Source organism: Bacillus altaicus, from assembly GCF_042136375.2.
Classification (GTDB): Bacteria; Bacillota; Bacilli; order Bacillales; family Bacillaceae_G; genus Bacillus_A; species Bacillus_A cereus_U.
On sequence record NZ_CM143394.1, the window covers coordinates 2,858,460 to 2,875,046 of the forward strand.

Below are 16,587 nucleotides of genomic sequence, written 5' to 3' on the forward strand. Positions count from 1 at the left end.
AGTATCCTCCTTTTAAAATGATATCTTCATTATAAGAACTGAAATTTAATATGTATAATATATAATTTATTGAAGATTTATATAAAAAATATATAAGTGGGAGCGCGTAGAAGTTTACATAATAGTAAAATCTAAAGCAGTAGCACATATAATTACATTTACTCATACAGTACTACTATGGTACAATTTGGTTACTAACGACGGAAAGGAATGATGGGTGGACGATGATTAACTAATCTTATTTTTAAATGTTGAAATTAAATAAATTTCAATTTATAAAAAATAGGATTAGTCTGCCCGATTTCCATACAATAGTATTGCTATTTATTTTGCTTAATAGCTTATTTGGGTATAAATATTTTAATGACTAATCCTGCCAAATTAATTTGGGAGGATTTTTTTGTTCTCCCTTAATGAAAGGGATCGGTAATATGAAAGAACTTTTAAAATTAAATGATGTTTATGTTGAAATAATGGAAAATACTTTATTAGAGAAAATGAATGTTACAGTAAAACAAGGGGATGTTATCGGATTAATTGGTAAAAATGGTGCTGGTAAATCAACGTTACTTCAATTAATAAATGGGAAGATTGAGCCATCAAAAGGTACTGTTGAATGGCAGCAAATGAATGTGACAATGGCATATGTTGAACAAGAAACAGAATCCTTTATTAGTAATGATGTGATTGCAAAAGAAGCAGAAATTCTTGCGAAATGGGGCGTGCCAACGAACGATTTTCTTACTTTAAGTGGTGGTGAAAAGCTGAAAGTTCGACTAGCAAAAGGATTTGCCGAAAATCCTAATTTATTAATATTAGACGAACCGACAAACCATTTAGATGAGACGAGTACGGAATTTCTTATTAAACAAATAAAAAATATGAGAGGTACAACTATCGTCGTATCGCATGATCGATATTTTTTAGATGTTGTCGCAACAAAAATATGGTCAATTGAGGATAAGAAATTAATTGACCATAGCGGTAATTATACGAGTTATATGAAAGTACGTGAGCAAAAAAGAATGACGCAGCAGCGTGAATATGAAAAACAGCAAAAAAAGATAGAACAAGTAGAATCACAAATGAACGAATTAAGTTCATGGTCACAAAAGGCACATGCACAGTCTACAAAACAAGAAGGCGTTAAAGAATTTTATCGTGTGAAAGCGAAGCGAATGGATGCGCAAGTGAAGTCGAAACGGAAACGTCTCGAAAAAGAGCTTGAGAAAACGAAAGTAGAACGTGTTAAAGAAGAGTATTTAGTTGAGTTCTCTATTCAAGCGAATAAAAAAGTAGGAAAACGCTTTTTAGAAGTGAAACAATTGAGGAAAGAATTTGATGGACGAACATTATTCGAAAACGTTAATTTTACAATCCAACACGGTGAGAAGGTTGCAATTATTGGACCAAACGGAAGCGGGAAAACAACATTACTGAAGATGATTATGGGCACGGAGACTGTTCAAGGAGAAGTATGGATTTCACCATCTGCAAACATCGGTTATTTAAAACAAGAAGTATTTGATTTACCACTTGATAAAACACCAGAAGATTTATTTTTTAAAGAGACATTTGAAGAAAGAGGAAAAGTCCAAAATTTAATGAAACATTTAGGGTTCCAAGCTTCTCAATGGAAAGAGCCGATTGAGCAAATGAGCATGGGAGAACGAGTGAAGTGTAAGCTAATGACGTATATTTTAGAGGAAAAAGATGTACTTATTTTAGATGAGCCGACAAATCATCTAGACTTACCTTCAAGGGAACAGCTTGAAAATACATTGGCTGAATATAATGGAACATTAGTTATAGTTTCTCACGATCGATATTTCCTAGAGCAAACAACTAACACGAAACTCGTGTTTTCAAATAATACGATACAAAAGCAGTTAGAAGAACCTACTAAAACAAGAGATGCTATTGAAGAGCTACGTTTAACGTTAGAAACAGAGAGACAAGAAGTATTAGGTAAATTAAGCTTTTTAACTTCTAAGGATAAAGGATATAAAGAACTTGACGAACGATTTATAGAACTTACGAAGCAGATTAAGGCGCTTTAACGTAAGTAAGGGGGGATTAACATGGGAGAAGAGAGTTCGACTAAGTTATTTAGAATAGATTGTGGAGATATATACCTACAAGAGTTTACCATCAAAGATGCAGAGAGTATTTATAAAATAGCAAAGCAACCGGAAATAGAAAAGTTTTTGCCCGACTGGAAATCAACGAAAGAACAAAGGGGTGATTGGGTTGCAAATTATGAAATACCAGCAAACAAAGCATTTCTTGATGCAGTGACAAATACGTCTAACATAGATGATTATATATTAAAGCTAGGAATATTTAAGAAAGCCACAAATGAATTTATTGGATGGTGCTGTACAGGCATTAAAGAAGAACTCTCTTCACCGAACAGAGAAATTATGTATGCTATTTCCAGTGAGTATCAAAATAATGGTTACGCTAAGAAAGCGACTAAAGGGTTGATTGACTATTTGTTCAAAAATACAACTTTAGATGTCCTAAATGCAATTGCTTTAATCAACAACATACCATCAAATAAAGTAATTAAAAATTGTGGGTTTACTTATCTGAGTCAACAAACGATAGAAAACCAACTATATAATCATTATCTATTGAGTAAATCAGAATGGATAAAAAATATAGCTCTTTAAAAGGAGCTATAATGAAATGATTACAAAAAAGCTTAGAGCTAAAACTCTGAGCTTTTTTACATTCAAGTGTACCACTTACCATATCAAAGCGACAATTGGGATGGTTGCTTGATGAATTTACTTTTCACCAAAAACAGGGCATCAAGCTGCGCATGCGAGAACCCCCTTTATAAAAATCATATATATAAAGGAATTTGGATGATTTTGTCGAATGCATTTATCTATAAAAACACCACTTTCTCACTCGAATAACCCTACAATTGAATCACTTCAAACTCAAGTAGAAGAACACACGGGAAAAGTGAAGGCGAGCGAAGGTTTGTATATAAAACTAACGGTTGAGTGTTAGTGGATTAAATGTTTTAAGCTATGAAATAGTTTAAATGAGGGAGGGGAACGCATATCATAATTTGGTTTCGCCACTTGCCACAGATAAGTATGGATTTTTCAGAATGGACTCCTTTTATACAGAATAATTGGCATCGAAAACATTATATGAAGTTTGTATATCTACTTCAAATAATCATTTTTCTGATACCAAATTACTTTGGAGTAGGTTTCACTCATATTAATATATTGTATCTCATCATAATAGGTATTTTTGTTTTCATCATTCATGAATGTCTACACATTTTTGTCATAAATAACAAAGGTGATATTAGCTTAACATGTAGTGGAATATTTTTTTGGCTAAACACAAATGCAATCCTATCCAAAACGAGATTTTGGATCTTTATGAGCTTGCCCATTATTGTATTATCGGTAATCCCTGCTGTTATGTCGTTCTATGTATCAGGAAATATCAAGTCAATCATATTATTTGTATGTTGGATAAACGCAATAATTTCCTCCTCAGATATCTACAATTCATTTTTAATTGCCATTAAACCGAAGGACTCAGTTTTTTGTAGAGGTTATTTTAAAGTGAAATAGTATAACAAGGGTAACCCAAAAATGCTTCAACTAAAGGCATTAGTTAAAAATATATTATATTAATGAAAAAAGACCGATAAAGCAATCGGTCTTTTTTCATTAATATAATAAAGATTAGAAATAAATAGCATTGTATTTCATACCACTATGCAAATATTATAAGATGGATATACGTCGGTTATAGTTTGAAACTAGAATCGTTATCAGTTTTTTTAGAAATCTTACAAGCGTGTAAGATAAATGAAAGATGAATCAATATGAGCTATAAGAAAATTCATTTACACTTTATAGTGAGAAGTGCAAATGAAGGGAGAATATAAATGGAAATTTTACATGCAAAAAGTATTAGTAAAGTATATAAAGGGAAAATACCTTTTAAAGCATTGGTAGATATTGATTTATCAATTCAAGAAGGTGAATTTATAGGGATTATGGGGCCGTCAGGAAGTGGGAAAACAACGTTATTAAATATGGTATCTACTATCGATTCTCCAACATCAGGAGAAATATTAATAAATGGCACAAATCCTTTCCAGTTAACATCAGATAATTTAGCTCTATTCCGTAGGAAACAATTAGGATTTGTTTTTCAATCATTTAATCTACTTAGCACACTAACAGTAAAGGAAAATATCGTATTGCCGATGACATTAGATGGTGTTTCTGTACAAGAAATGAACAAACGAGTGGAGGAAATTGCAGAGAAATTAAATATTACAGATATATTGAGTAAAAGAACGTTTGAAATTTCAGGGGGGCAAGCTCAAAGAACAGCAATCGCTCGTGCTATCGTTCATAAGCCGCAATTATTACTTGCAGATGAACCAACAGGGAACTTAGACTCTAAATCTTCAAATGATGTAATGGAGATGCTAGATACTCTTAATAGGGAAGAAAAGGCAACGATGATGTTAGTTACACATGATCCGTATGCAGCGAGTTTTTGCAGCAGAGTCATATTTATTAAAGATGGTCAACTATATAACGAAATTTATTGTGGTGAAAGCAGGCAAGCATTTTATCAAAAGATTATGGATGTCCTTTCTTTGTTAGGAGGGAAAAGGCATGAATTTTCGTCAGTTCGCATTTAATAATATTTTTCGTAATAAGCGTACATATGCTGCTCATTTTTTAAGTAGTGCATTTTCTATTATGATTTTCTTTACGTATGCTCTTTTATTATTTCATCCTGATTTACAAGGTGAGTTAAAATCGACAAGTGCAACTATAAGTGCATTCGGTACAATGGGATTTAGAATTTCGCAAGGTTTGATATTCGTATTTTCATTTTTCTTTATTCTATATTCAGTTAGTTCGTTTTTAAAAACACGTAAGAAAGAATTTGGCATTTTAATGATGCAAGGTATGTCAATGAGGCAACTTAAGAAATTATTGTTGATTGAAAATATGTTAATTGGAATTGGATCAATTTGTATTGGAATTATCATTGGTCTCATATTTTCTAAATTAGTTTTATTGATAAGTGCAAGTGTATTAATGATCAATAATGGTTTGCCCTTCTATATACCAGTGCAGGCGGTACTATTAACAGTCATCACGTTTTTTTTCTTATTTTTAATTGTTTCGCTTGTTACTTTTAAAATGGTAAAAGTAACAGAACTTGTAGAACTCATTCAAGCAGAAGAAAAACCAAAGCCTGAACCGAAATCTTCAATTTTATTATCGCTACTTTCTTTAATTAGTATAGGGTGTGGATATATTTCAGTATTTCGATTTATCTCAAATCACAGTTTTATTATGCTTGGAATGGGTGTAATCCTTGTAATTATAGGAACGTACTTTTTATATACACAATGTAGCGTTTATATATTGCATCTTGCGAAAAGGAGTGAATCTTTCTTTTTAAAGAGAACAAATATATTAACATTTTCAGAATTGATTTACCGTATGAAAGATAATGCAACCATGTTTTTTATAGTATCTATTATTTCAGCAGTTGCATTTACAGCAATTGGTACGACAGCTGCTCTCGGTAATAGGGATTTGGTAAGAATGACAAATCCGTATACATTTCTGTATGTAAGTTTTGAAAAAGACAAAGAGGTAGATAAAAATCTCTCTACTATAAAAAAACATCTTGCTGATGCTAATATTCCTTATCGAATGGCTTCGTCTTCAAATAAATATACAGAAAGTAACGTATATGTAATGAAGTTAAGTGAATATAACGAACTTGCGAGAGCACTCGGGTATCAACAAGAAACGATTGAAAAAGAAGATGAAATTTTACTAATTCCTGGAATCGTATCCCAAAAACAAGAATTTAAAAATGGTGACTATAAAAAGAATGTTGAAGTCATTCAAGGAGATTGGACAAAGACATTTCGTGTGAAAAAAGCTGTAGAAAATTTAGTTTTACCGCATGATACTAGAAGTATTTATATTGCTGTTCAAGATCATGTGTATGATGGAATTCCTTTTTCTCCTGACCAAGATGATATAGATGATCAAAATCGTACTTACGGATTTGTTGTAGATGATTGGATGAAAACGAAAGAGATTTCAAACCAATTAAATAGTATATTTGAAAAAGATGTTAGCAAAGATAATTTCTACTTTCAAGCTTTAACATTAGATTTGTTAAGTGCAAAGCAAACGAATGGATTATTACTTATGGCAAGTGTTTTAGTCGGAATCGTCTTCTTCACATTTGCTGCTAGTTTTATTTATTTTCGATTATATACTGATTTGGACCGCGATCAACAGCAATATAAAATGATTTCGAAAATGGGATTAAGTAAACGAGAGTTAAAAAAAGTTGTAACGAGACAGTTATTATTAATGTTCTTCTTACCGATTGTCGTTGCAGTGATTCATACTGTAGTCGCTTATACGGCATTACAACAATTAGTCGATTTTTCTATTATAAATAGCTCTATCGTTATTTTAATTTCATTTATATGTATACAAGTTTTATACTTCTTTATAACCCGTTGGCGTTACCTACAAAAGCTTTATAAAACTATGGAGCAATAGAGTATATCAGCTAGTAAGATTACACAAAAGTATATAAAAAATGAATTGAATTATGAAAGGAACCGTGATGAAAAGAACTTTAACTATTTTTATGTTAACTATAATACTTTTAATAAGCTTTAGTGCATGCTCTAAAAATGAAAACAGATTTCCAGCAAACGGTGTATTAATCATTGGAGATGAAAATAATACTTCACCAATTATTGATCGTTATCAGGAAATTACGAAAGAAAATGAAGTGTTTTCTGTGAAAAAAGGTAAATTTGGAAAAGGCCAGGTATTAATTTTAAATGAATCTACAGCACAAGCATTGATTAAAGCAAAGGTTTTTCGTAAACGAGATAATGGACCTTCTAGACCTATAGATACTTTACCGAATTTCCCAGAAGAAGGCTCACTATTGTTTACACATGAAGACGAAAAGACTATGAAAAGTATTGAATTAGAAGGAAGAGAGATTCCTGTTAAATACGATAGTGACGCTTGGATAGGTAACACTCGTATTTATCCAACACAATGGTATGTGATAGTAGCAAAAAATAGTGTGTATAAAGAAATAAATGCAAATGAAACGAAAATGCAGCTTCTTTATCTGAAAAAATCTTTAGGTGATGAAAAACCTAAAATGTCGACAGATAATACGTTGGTTAACGAAAATGTAAAAGTAAGAAAGCTAATTAAAGGTTTTGAGGGAGAAGTATCAATTCAATTTGTAACGATGGGAGAAAAATCTTAAAAAGAGTTCAAGGTTGATAGAAATTTTATCAATCTTGAACTCTTTTTGTTTATATGCCATTTACATTACTTCATTTAATCGAGTCTCGCTCGCTCCTTCAACCACATTTAAATGTTGAACCGAACTATTTTGAGATTCCTTTTCTTTACGAAATTTCTGCAACATTTCTAAAATCATCCATAAAGGAACACCTTTATCTTTCAACATCTTCCATAAATCTAATTCGTTAAATTTATGCTCAGGTTGTTTCATTTTTTTTTCAGATGAACGAATATCAAATTTGATTGGATCATTTGATTTCGTATCTTCAAGCTTAGTAGAAGAAATAGTATTATGCTCAAGATTAGATGGGGTTATTTTAGAAGGTTGAGATAATGTATGAATGTTTAATCCGATTTGCATGCTTTTTTCCTCCTTTTCAAGCAATGAAATTAGTTTTCTTATGATTTTTAAATCTATTTAACATGAAGAAACTATATTCAATCATAAATTCAAATAACCAGATTTACAAGTTGTGTTATAAAAAGTAAATGCTTACTAGAATTAATATTTATCAACATTTGTATATGTTTTCAATATATACAACGTATATAAAATACTTTACATTATGTTTAAGTTGCAAACTAATTTTGTGTTTTTTTTTAAAAGATAAATGTAAACGTTTTATTGAGGGGGAGAAAGTATGGGGAAATTATTTTTAAAAGTATGTTTTTTCGCATTAGTAAGTGTTTGTTCATTCGCAGCGAAAACAACTTACGCTGAAGAGCGACAAGAAAACAATTATCCTATCATTTTAGTGAATGGATTTGCTGGATGGGGTAGAGAGGAAATGCTAGGGGTAAAATATTGGGGTGGTGTTCATGATATACAGGAAGATTTAAAAAGAAATGGTTATACAGTACATACTGCAGCTGTTGGACCTGTTTCTAGTAATTGGGACCGTGCGTGTGAATTATATGCGCAAATTAACGGTGGAACAGTAGATTATGGTGCGGCGCATGCTGAGAAACATGGACATAATCGTTTTGGTAGAACTTATAGTGGTTTTGCACCGGACTGGAGTGAAACAAATAAAGTCCATTTAGTCGGACATAGCATGGGTGGACAAACGACAAGAACATTAGTGCAGCTATTAAAAGAAGGAAGTTATGAAGAAAAAAATTATGAAAAAAAACATCCGAGCACAAATATATCACCACTATTTGAAGGTGGTAAATCGTATGTTCATAGTGTTACAACATTAGCAACTCCTCACAACGGTACAACACTCGCGGATGGAAGTCTCCTGTTGCCGTTCGTTAAAGATTTACTCATTACAGCTGCAAGTTTAGGTGGAAACAATAATTTATCATTATATGATTTTAAATTGGATCAATGGGATATAAAAAAGAATGCTGGAGAGTCCTTTTTCCAATATACTGATCGTATTTTAAATAGTTCAATTTGGGAAAATACAAAAGATATAAGTCAATGGGATCTAAGTACTGATGGAGCAAAGGAGTTAAATAATTGGGTAAAGACGCAATCAGATGTGTATTACTTATCGTATAGTGGACATGCATCGCAAGTGGCACCTATAACAGGCTTACATCTACCTCATATAACGATGAATAAAGTGCTAATGGGGAATGCATTCTTCTTAGGTTCTTATGCAAGATATGAAGAAAATCGACCATTAATAGATACTTCTTGGTGGCAAAATGACGGTGTAGTAAATACAAATTCTATGATTGCACCATCTTCTAATGCTGCTGTAAATAATAATGAGTCATTACAGGTTGGAAAATGGAATCATATCGAAACGAAAGCAAATTGGGATCATCTTGATATGGTAGGGCTTAGTGTTTCAGACACGTTAGGTTTTTCTAACATTCAAGAGTTTTATAGAACAATTGCAGAAAAATTATCACGGTTACCGAAATAGATAATAATAAAGCGCTCTCGATGGAATTCGAGGGCGCTTTATATTATATTGAAAGAGGGATTTGGTAGAAAAATATGGGGGGATATTATGAAAATTCAAGTGGTATTATCAGGGTATGGGACAGTTGGTAAAGAATTTATTAAATTATTAAACGAAAAATATTTATATATAAATGAAACATATGGAATTGAGTTAGTTGTTAGTGGAGTGATAGGAAGAAATATTGCAATACATAACGGGAAAGGTTTGCAGATTAATGATTTATTGACGTATGGTGATGGTTCTGCGGCAATTGAAAAATATATCGAACATTATCCAGAGGACCACGGAACGATTAATATAAATGGTACTGTATTGGTTGAATCAACTGCTACAAATCTTAAAAATGGAAATCCAGGGAAACAGTATATGAAACAAGCTATTGAAAATCAAATGGATATAGTAGCTATTTCAAAAGGTGCACTTGTTACAGCTTGGAGTGAACTAAATGAGGCAGCACGTATTTCAGGCTCACGTATTCGGTATAGCGGCGCAACTGCGGCTGCGTTACCAACATTAGACATTGGACAACTAAGTTTAGCAGGTTGTCATATTGAAAAAATAGAAGGAATATTGAACGGGACAACAAATTATATTCTTACAAAGATGTATGAAGAAGATAAGACGTTTGAAGAAGCATTGCAAGAAGCGCAAAATAAAGGAATTGCGGAGACTAACCCGTTATTAGATATAAGCGGGATGGATAGCGCTTGTAAATTATTACTTTTGACGAATAGTTTAATGGGAACAGATTATTCACTTAAAGATATACAAATAAACGGAATAGAGCATGTTACAACGCAACAAATTCAAAATGCAAAGGAACAAAATAAATCTATTAAATTAATTGCATTAGCATATAAAGATGATGATAGAAAGATAAACTTACAAGTACAACCATGTGATATAGAGAGAGCGCACCCGTTAGCAAATATAAATGGCACGGAAAAAGGAATCACGTTCTTTACAGATACAATGGGGCAAGTTACTACAATTGGTGGAGCTTCTAATCCACAAGGGGCAGCGGCCGCTGCTTTAAAAGATGTAATCAATTTATATCGAAAGGATTTATAGGCTTTATAACCGTACCGCTATTCATAAAAAACACATATGTAGTGGACCTTTTGAGAATGAAATAAATATGCAAAAATAATTGCAGGGGGTAAGGCATTGTTTAAAGATTTTAAAGTTGTAAAAGATCGTCCCGTTTATATTCAATTAAAGGATTATTTGAAAAAGATGATTATGAAAGGGCATTTGTTAGGGAATCAAAAAATCCCATCAACAAGGGAACTGAGTGAATTACTATCTGTGAGTAGAAATACAGTGCTCTCTGCATATGCGGATTTAGAACAAGAAGGATTAATTTATGCAGTTAAAGGAAAAGGAAATTTTGTTGCGAAGGTGGATATTTCTAACACTTCGTCTGTTGAAATAGATTGGAAAAATAAACTCAATACAGTTACCGCATTAGCGGATGAATTAGATTTAATGAAACATGGTGTTCGCTGGGAAAAAGGAATGATTGTTTTTAATAGTATAGCCCCGGATGAAAAGCTATTTGATGTTGAAAATTTCAAAAGAGCTTTTCTTACTCGCATGTCCATTGAAGGGGATATCGTATTGAACTACGGATATGCAAAAGGTTATAAACCGTTAATGAATTATTTACTTCATTACATGGAAATGAAAGGTGTAGATATTTCGAACAAAGATATTCTAATTACAAATGGATTTACAGAAGGATTAGATATTGTATTATCTTCTTTATCGAAGAAATCAGGACGTGTTATTTGTGAGAACCCAACTCATCATGCTGCATTGAAGCTTTTTCGTTTACATGGACTTGAAGTTCATGGAATTAATATGAATGATGATGGTATTGATACGATTGAAGTAGAAAAAAGTTTGCGTGAAAAGGATTTTGATTTCGCGTATTTAATCCCTTCTTATCATAATCCAACTGGTATTGTTACGAGTTCGGAGAAAAGAACGGAATTGATGGGATTATTTTCAAAATATAAGATTCCTATTATAGAAGATGGTTTTAATGAAGAATTACGTTATTCAGGTTCACATTTAGCCCCCTTATTAACTTTTTCTGGGGCCGGTAATAATGTGATTTATATTAGTAGTTTTTCAAAGGTACTTTTCCCCGGTTTACGTGTAGGTTGGATCATTGCAGATAAAGAACTGATACATTATTTAGAAAGTGTTAAAAGAGCAAGAACGATTCACACTTCTACGTTAGATCAAGCTGTTCTGTTTCAATATTTACATGAAGGATATTTTGAAAAATATTTAAAAAAAGCAAGATCTGTTTATAAGAAAAAATATGAGTTAGCTGTTGGGGCGTGTAATCAGTACATTCCGTTTAAAAGAATGACTGGAGATGGTGGACTTCATTTGTTTATAGAGTTGGAAGAAGAAATTCAAGCCCGCATACTTTTACAAAAGTGTTATGAGAAAGGCGTTACGTTTTCTCCTGGAGATGTTTTTTACTCTGATGGAGGAGGAGCGAACACTTTCCGATTAGGATTTTCGCGTTTGAAAGAAAAGGAAATAGTTAGCGGGATTCAAATAATTGGTGAAACATTAAAAAATGAAACTTGGAGTTGAGAAAATGAGAATTGGCGTTATTATGGGAGGAGTATCCTCTGAAAAACAAGTATCAATTATGACTGGGAATGAAATGATTGCACATTTAGATAAGAGTAAGTATGAAATAGTTCCAATTACGTTAAATGAAAAAATGGATTTAATTGAAAAAGCGAAAGACATTGATTTTGCTTTGCTAGCATTACACGGAAAATACGGAGAAGATGGTACAGTTCAAGGGACGCTTGAGAGTTTAGGTATTCCTTATAGCGGTAGCAATATGTTATCTAGCGGTATATGTATGGATAAAAATATTTCGAAAAAGATTTTGCGTTATGAAGGAGTAGAAACACCAGAATGGATTGAACTTACAAAAATGGATGATCTAAAGCTTGAAGAGTTAGATAAGATAGGATTTCCGTTAGTGGTAAAACCTAACTCTGGTGGCTCAAGTGTTGGAGTAAAGATCGTTAATGATAAAAACGAATTAATCTCAATGCTGGAAACTGTATTCGAATGGGATTCTGAAGTAGTAATTGAGAAGTATATAAAAGGTGACGAGATTACATGTTCAATTTTTGATGGCCAACAGTTACCTATCATTTCGATTCGACATGCAGCTGAGTTTTTTGACTACAATGCAAAATACGATGATGTTAGTACAATTGAAGAAGTTATTGAACTTCCAACTGAAATTAAGGAACGTGTAAATAAAGCGTCAATGGCTTGTTATAAAGCATTAAAATGTAGTGTTTATGCAAGGGTTGATATGATGGTGAAGGACGGAATTCCATATGTAATGGAGGTTAATACATTACCAGGGATGACACAATCAAGTTTACTGCCGAAAAGTGCAGATGCAGCGGGAATTAGCTATAGTAAGCTATTAGATATGATCATTGAAACTTCATTAAAAGTAAGGAAAGAAGAAGGTTTTTAAGATAATTGTACAATTAAAACTTTTGATAGTTCCACGAAGTATGCTATGATAATTACAATACGACAACTAAATATTTATCCACTAGAGGGGCCTTTTATAGGCTGAGATCAAATGTAATTTTGAGACTCTTAGTACCTGATCTGGTTAATGCCAGCGTAGGAAAGTGGGGAAGACATGGTATTTAATGCATAAATTAATATTGTCTATTTCACTTTCTTTACGCCTGTAAAGAAAGTTTTTTTATTTTACAGCTTTAATAAAGGGGATAAATACTTATATTTTATAAATTATTGGAGGGATTTAAATGACTTTTTCACAATCATTACGTAAAGAAGTAGATTCAATTTGGGAAGCGAGTTTCAATCATCCTTTTTTAAAAAAGCTTGGCGAAGGAACGTTAGATTTAGCTAGTTTCCGTTATTATGTGCTTCAAGATTCATATTATTTAAGTCATTTTGCTAGAGTACAAACGTTAGGTGCTGCAAAGGCTCTTGAATTAGAAACGACGGCTCGTATGGCGCATCATGCACAAAATACGTATGAAGCTGAGTTGTCTTTACATGAGAATTTCGCAAAGAAATTAGGGATTACGAAAGAAGAAAAAGATAATTTTATTCCTGCGCCAACTGCATATGCATATACATCTCATATGTATCGTGCAGCTTATGAAGGGCATTTAGGAGATATTATTGCGGCTATTTTACCTTGTTATTGGTTATATTATGAAATCGGTGAACGATTAAAAGAATGTCAACCAGAAGAACCAATTTATCAAGAATGGATTTCTGCATATGGTTCGGATTGGTTCCGCACTCTAGTAGAAGAGCAAATCACACGATTAGATACGATTGCTGAAAAAGTAACAGAGGCAGACCGTAATCGTATGAGACAACATTTTATTTTTAGTAGTCAATATGAATATTCATTTTGGGAAATGGCATATACATTAGAAAAATGGCCGGTGAATGCAGAAGTTAAAGGTGTTATTTAATAAAGAGTATATAAAAGGTATCGCTATATAAAGAGGTGATACCTTTTATTATATTTAGTTTCTGTAATTTTTTTGTAAATCATAGATAAAAAATAAAATAATGCATTATAATGATTTTATGATATTGAGAGTGACATAAGGAGGTAGTTATATGTTAATAGTAACTTTTTATTAATTTGGTTTTAATAATATATTATTCATATATTCAAATTAGATTTAACTATTTCCTTTAATGTGCTTGGTTTAAATTTGATTCGTTTATGCTTAAAAAAATTGGTATCTTTTCTAGTATTATTTATGATCAATATATATTAAGAGAGGAAGTATTAATAATATGGAAAAATTACGGTTATTAACATTTAAAAATATAGTAGAACCCCTCTATAATGAGAAAGTATCGTATATTTACTTTCCTATTGAATGGCTTGAGATTGTAGAGATACATTATAGAACATTTTTATTAATGAGCAAATTAAAACTTGTAAATGAAAGATTGTATGATATGTTTTCTGATATATTGTTCATTCAGCATGATCCATATGTACTAAAGGAAGAGACACCTTGGATTGTAGCAAAAGAACCAATGAGACAAGAACAGTTAGACTATATTTTCCAAAGCTGGTATGAGGTTATTCATGATTGGAAACCGAATAAATTACTAGATCCACCACATTTAGAATGGCAGTATGATTTAATTAGTAATTTACCAGTATTACATGATAAAAAAACGTTTTCTAAATGGGTACCAGCTTTAATTACTCATATCTTTTGCGAACAGCCTTTACGTATGGAAAATAAAAATGAGGAAGAAATATATTTTTCGCCACTGCGATCACAAGATGTTTTTGAAGCGATGTCTGAGCCAATTAAAGATGAAGAAACACATGATTATTTCGCTTATGTATATCGGTTTGAATACGTAACTCGTGGAGGTGAGAATATTCCGCTATTAAAAGTATCCGTAGGGATTAGGCGGTTTTATCAACAATATAATCATAAAGATATTTCTATACTTTCAGGGCGAAAACGGAGCCAAATACTGATCTCAACTCCTGAATTTGAATTAAATAAGAAAAAGCAAAGGTTTATAAAGTTAAAAGTGCAACAAGCTGAAAAAGGAATAAAATGGATTAAACGTTTTAGAAATTTAAAAGATGAGTATAGGATAGGTGGAGAAGTTAAATTAGAGGACATTCTCCAATGTCCGAAAGAGTATATTAGAGGAACTAATGTAAGGGTGCTTCTTCCATATAACGAAAATATATATAAAGTTCAAGGAACAAAAATAAAATTTGGTATAAAAGTAAGAGAAAAAGAGGAGCTTTTTAATGAATTCCAACGAATATTCCCATATTTCACATCACTTCCAGAATGTGAAAAAGTATTAACTAATAATGAGAATGAGTTATTACCTTTATTTGCTCCAAAGGGATTAGACGCAATTACGTTAGAAGTATGGTCAGATGATATAATAATAGAGATAGAACAAGCGTTATTAGATAGCAAAATAGTTTTAGCTCAAAATGAAGATTCATCCTATGTATTAAATGCAGATAATCCGGTGTTGTTAAAAATTGAAAGATACAACATTGAAAAATTATTACAAAATCCATATAGAATGCAATATAGCCATAAAAATAAAAAGAAACTTGTAGACGATGTCGTAAAAGCTGTACATGTTACGGCAGGTGAGCAAAATGAAATGAAATTAGCATTAATTGCAATGAAAAATTGTGATGGTCGCGAAAAAATTAATCCAAAGCAAATCATTCGGGAAGGATTTGCTCGAACGGAACGTATTTCAGCATTTATTAATTTATTTATTGGACAAAGTGTATCTAAAAAAGAAATTATTAATGCCATTCTTAGTTTGTTAGAACAAAAGGGGTTCTTAAAGCGTAGTTGGAATAAGATAAAATTACCGGGAATAATTGTGAATTTATCAATTGAGAAAATGTCTAAATATGATTTCTTACCTATTTTTTCAAAAATAAATGGGAGAGAAATATTATATAAATTATATGGTCAAGAAGAATGGGGCACAATTGATCATACTTTATTAAATATAGGTAATAATAAAGTGTTTTTACCACAACCATCAAAAAGGAATGATATAGGAGTCAGTTTTAAACAATTTATGTCAGAAACATTAGTTGAAATTTCACAAGATGCACATAAACAAAATAAAGAAGTTTATTTTATTGTAGATGCAAATATGAGGAAATATTGGATAGAGGAATTGCGAAATGAAAGCGTTAATATCGAGGTTTCACCTGGAATAATCCCAAATTTTAAAGAGGATATAAACATAATTAGAATTAATACTAACTCAGATGTACCGAACTATATTATTAGAGACCAAGAATATGTTATGGATGAAACGAGATTATTTGTAGATCACATGGGAATTTACTATAGCACGGCTGCATACGAATTAAATTGCAATGAGATAGTACAGCAGCACATACTCGAAGTTATCCCGTTTGGTGTAAAATCTGAGGAAAGAGAAGAAATCGCCAAAATGATACATTACATGTGCTGTAAATCAACCTTGCTCTCGGAACAAAATATTCATAATACGCATGTAATGCATATGGTTAAATTAATTAAAAATTATACTACAGATATTGATTCAAGGGAGTTTAAAGAATTCAGTGACGAATTAGATGAAGATGTAATAATTTTAGAAAAAGAAGATGCATTGATATTAATATAAATAATAGTATACAAATCCTGCTAGTCATAATGAGCGGG

General features: G+C 31.8%; 13 protein-coding genes and 1 riboswitch. Of the genes, 12 read left to right on the forward strand and 1 reads right to left on the reverse strand.

Going from position 1 to position 16,587, the window contains the following annotated elements; translation table 11 throughout:
- Nucleotides 1–431 precede the first annotated feature (431 nt).
- The 6 genes from abc-f (at nucleotide 432) to ACE38F_RS15030 (ending at nucleotide 7,341) form a co-directional block, all read left to right on the forward strand.
- On the forward strand, nucleotides 432–2,060 hold the full coding sequence (gene abc-f, locus ACE38F_RS15005; RefSeq protein ID WP_375369000.1) for a ribosomal protection-like ABC-F family protein: 1,629 nt from the start codon (nucleotides 432–434) through the stop codon (nucleotides 2,058–2,060).
- 21 nt (nucleotides 2,061–2,081) lie between these two features.
- Entirely contained in the window at nucleotides 2,082–2,675 is a 594-nt protein-coding gene (locus ACE38F_RS15010; RefSeq protein ID WP_375369001.1) for a GNAT family N-acetyltransferase, read from the forward strand.
- 438 nt (nucleotides 2,676–3,113) lie between these two features.
- A complete protein-coding gene (locus tag ACE38F_RS15015) occupies nucleotides 3,114–3,608 on the forward strand; it encodes a DUF3267 domain-containing protein (protein ID WP_375369345.1) in 495 nt (164 codons plus the stop codon).
- 320 nt (nucleotides 3,609–3,928) lie between these two features.
- Nucleotides 3,929–4,699 carry an ABC transporter ATP-binding protein gene (locus ACE38F_RS15020; protein ID WP_375369002.1) on the forward strand — a complete coding sequence of 257 codons (771 nt, stop codon included), beginning with the start codon at nucleotides 3,929–3,931 and terminating at the stop codon, nucleotides 4,697–4,699.
- Entirely contained in the window at nucleotides 4,674–6,605 is a 1,932-nt protein-coding gene (locus tag ACE38F_RS15025) for an ABC transporter permease (protein WP_215556528.1), read from the forward strand. The genes ACE38F_RS15020 and ACE38F_RS15025 overlap by 26 nt, the downstream gene beginning before the upstream one ends.
- A 52-nt stretch (nucleotides 6,606–6,657) precedes the next feature.
- A complete protein-coding gene (locus ACE38F_RS15030) occupies nucleotides 6,658–7,341 on the forward strand; it encodes a lipoprotein BA_5634 family protein (RefSeq protein ID WP_375369004.1) in 684 nt (227 codons plus the stop codon).
- A 60-nt stretch (nucleotides 7,342–7,401) separates the two neighbouring features.
- Here ACE38F_RS15030 and ACE38F_RS15035 read toward each other — a convergent pair whose 3' ends face one another.
- Nucleotides 7,402–7,743, reverse strand: a complete 342-nt coding sequence (locus ACE38F_RS15035; RefSeq protein WP_375369005.1) for a DUF3914 domain-containing protein — start codon at nucleotides 7,741–7,743, stop codon at nucleotides 7,402–7,404.
- 280 nt (nucleotides 7,744–8,023) lie between these two features.
- Here ACE38F_RS15035 and ACE38F_RS15040 point away from each other — a divergent pair, with 280 nt between their 5' ends.
- The 6 genes from ACE38F_RS15040 to ACE38F_RS15065 all read left to right on the forward strand — a co-directional run bounded on the left by ACE38F_RS15040 (nucleotide 8,024) and on the right by ACE38F_RS15065 (nucleotide 16,549).
- A complete protein-coding gene (locus tag ACE38F_RS15040; protein WP_215556525.1) occupies nucleotides 8,024–9,265 on the forward strand; it encodes an esterase/lipase family protein in 1,242 nt (413 codons plus the stop codon).
- A gap of 87 nt (nucleotides 9,266–9,352) precedes the next feature.
- Nucleotides 9,353–10,378 carry a homoserine dehydrogenase gene (locus ACE38F_RS15045; RefSeq protein WP_375369006.1) on the forward strand — a complete coding sequence of 342 codons (1,026 nt, stop codon included), beginning with the start codon at nucleotides 9,353–9,355 and terminating at the stop codon, nucleotides 10,376–10,378.
- 96 nt (nucleotides 10,379–10,474) lie between these two features.
- A complete protein-coding gene (gene pdxR, locus ACE38F_RS15050) occupies nucleotides 10,475–11,923 on the forward strand; it encodes a MocR-like pyridoxine biosynthesis transcription factor PdxR (protein WP_375369008.1) in 1,449 nt (482 codons plus the stop codon).
- Nucleotides 11,924–11,927: 4 nt separating this feature from the next.
- The gene (locus ACE38F_RS15055) at nucleotides 11,928–12,842 is read left to right on the forward strand and encodes a D-alanine--D-alanine ligase (protein ID WP_215556522.1); all 915 of its coding nucleotides are present in this window, start codon (nucleotides 11,928–11,930) and stop codon (nucleotides 12,840–12,842) included.
- Between the two features lie 73 nt (nucleotides 12,843–12,915).
- Nucleotides 12,916–13,021: riboswitch (TPP riboswitch) on the forward strand.
- 125 nt (nucleotides 13,022–13,146) lie between these two features.
- Nucleotides 13,147–13,833, forward strand: coding sequence for a thiaminase II (tenA, locus tag ACE38F_RS15060; protein ID WP_375369009.1), 687 nt, complete (start codon nucleotides 13,147–13,149; stop codon nucleotides 13,831–13,833).
- A 334-nt stretch (nucleotides 13,834–14,167) separates the two neighbouring features.
- The gene (locus tag ACE38F_RS15065; protein WP_375369010.1) at nucleotides 14,168–16,549 is read left to right on the forward strand and encodes a pPIWI_RE module domain-containing protein; all 2,382 of its coding nucleotides are present in this window, start codon (nucleotides 14,168–14,170) and stop codon (nucleotides 16,547–16,549) included.
- The last annotated feature ends 38 nt before the right edge of the window (nucleotides 16,550–16,587 follow it).

Excerpts from the sequence above, each read along its gene's own strand:
- ACE38F_RS15020 (WP_375369002.1), top strand. The coding sequence starts at position 3,929 with ATGGAAATTTTACATGCAAAAAGTATTAGTAAAGTATATAAAGGGAAA.
- ACE38F_RS15065 (WP_375369010.1), top strand. The coding sequence starts at position 14,168 with ATGGAAAAATTACGGTTATTAACATTTAAAAATATAGTAGAACCCCTC.
- tenA (WP_375369009.1), top strand. The coding sequence starts at position 13,147 with ATGACTTTTTCACAATCATTACGTAAAGAAGTAGATTCAATTTGGGAA.
- ACE38F_RS15015 (WP_375369345.1), top strand. The coding sequence starts at position 3,114 with ATGGATTTTTCAGAATGGACTCCTTTTATACAGAATAATTGGCATCGA.
- ACE38F_RS15025 (WP_215556528.1), top strand. The coding sequence starts at position 4,674 with ATGAATTTTCGTCAGTTCGCATTTAATAATATTTTTCGTAATAAGCGT.
- ACE38F_RS15055 (WP_215556522.1), top strand. The coding sequence starts at position 11,928 with ATGAGAATTGGCGTTATTATGGGAGGAGTATCCTCTGAAAAACAAGTA.
- ACE38F_RS15030 (WP_375369004.1), top strand. The coding sequence starts at position 6,658 with ATGAAAGGAACCGTGATGAAAAGAACTTTAACTATTTTTATGTTAACT.
- ACE38F_RS15045 (WP_375369006.1), top strand. The coding sequence starts at position 9,353 with ATGAAAATTCAAGTGGTATTATCAGGGTATGGGACAGTTGGTAAAGAA.
- ACE38F_RS15040 (WP_215556525.1), top strand. The coding sequence starts at position 8,024 with ATGGGGAAATTATTTTTAAAAGTATGTTTTTTCGCATTAGTAAGTGTT.
- ACE38F_RS15010 (WP_375369001.1), top strand. The coding sequence starts at position 2,082 with ATGGGAGAAGAGAGTTCGACTAAGTTATTTAGAATAGATTGTGGAGAT.
- ACE38F_RS15035 (WP_375369005.1), bottom strand. The coding sequence starts at position 7,743 with ATGCAAATCGGATTAAACATTCATACATTATCTCAACCTTCTAAAATA.
- abc-f (WP_375369000.1), top strand. The coding sequence starts at position 432 with ATGAAAGAACTTTTAAAATTAAATGATGTTTATGTTGAAATAATGGAA.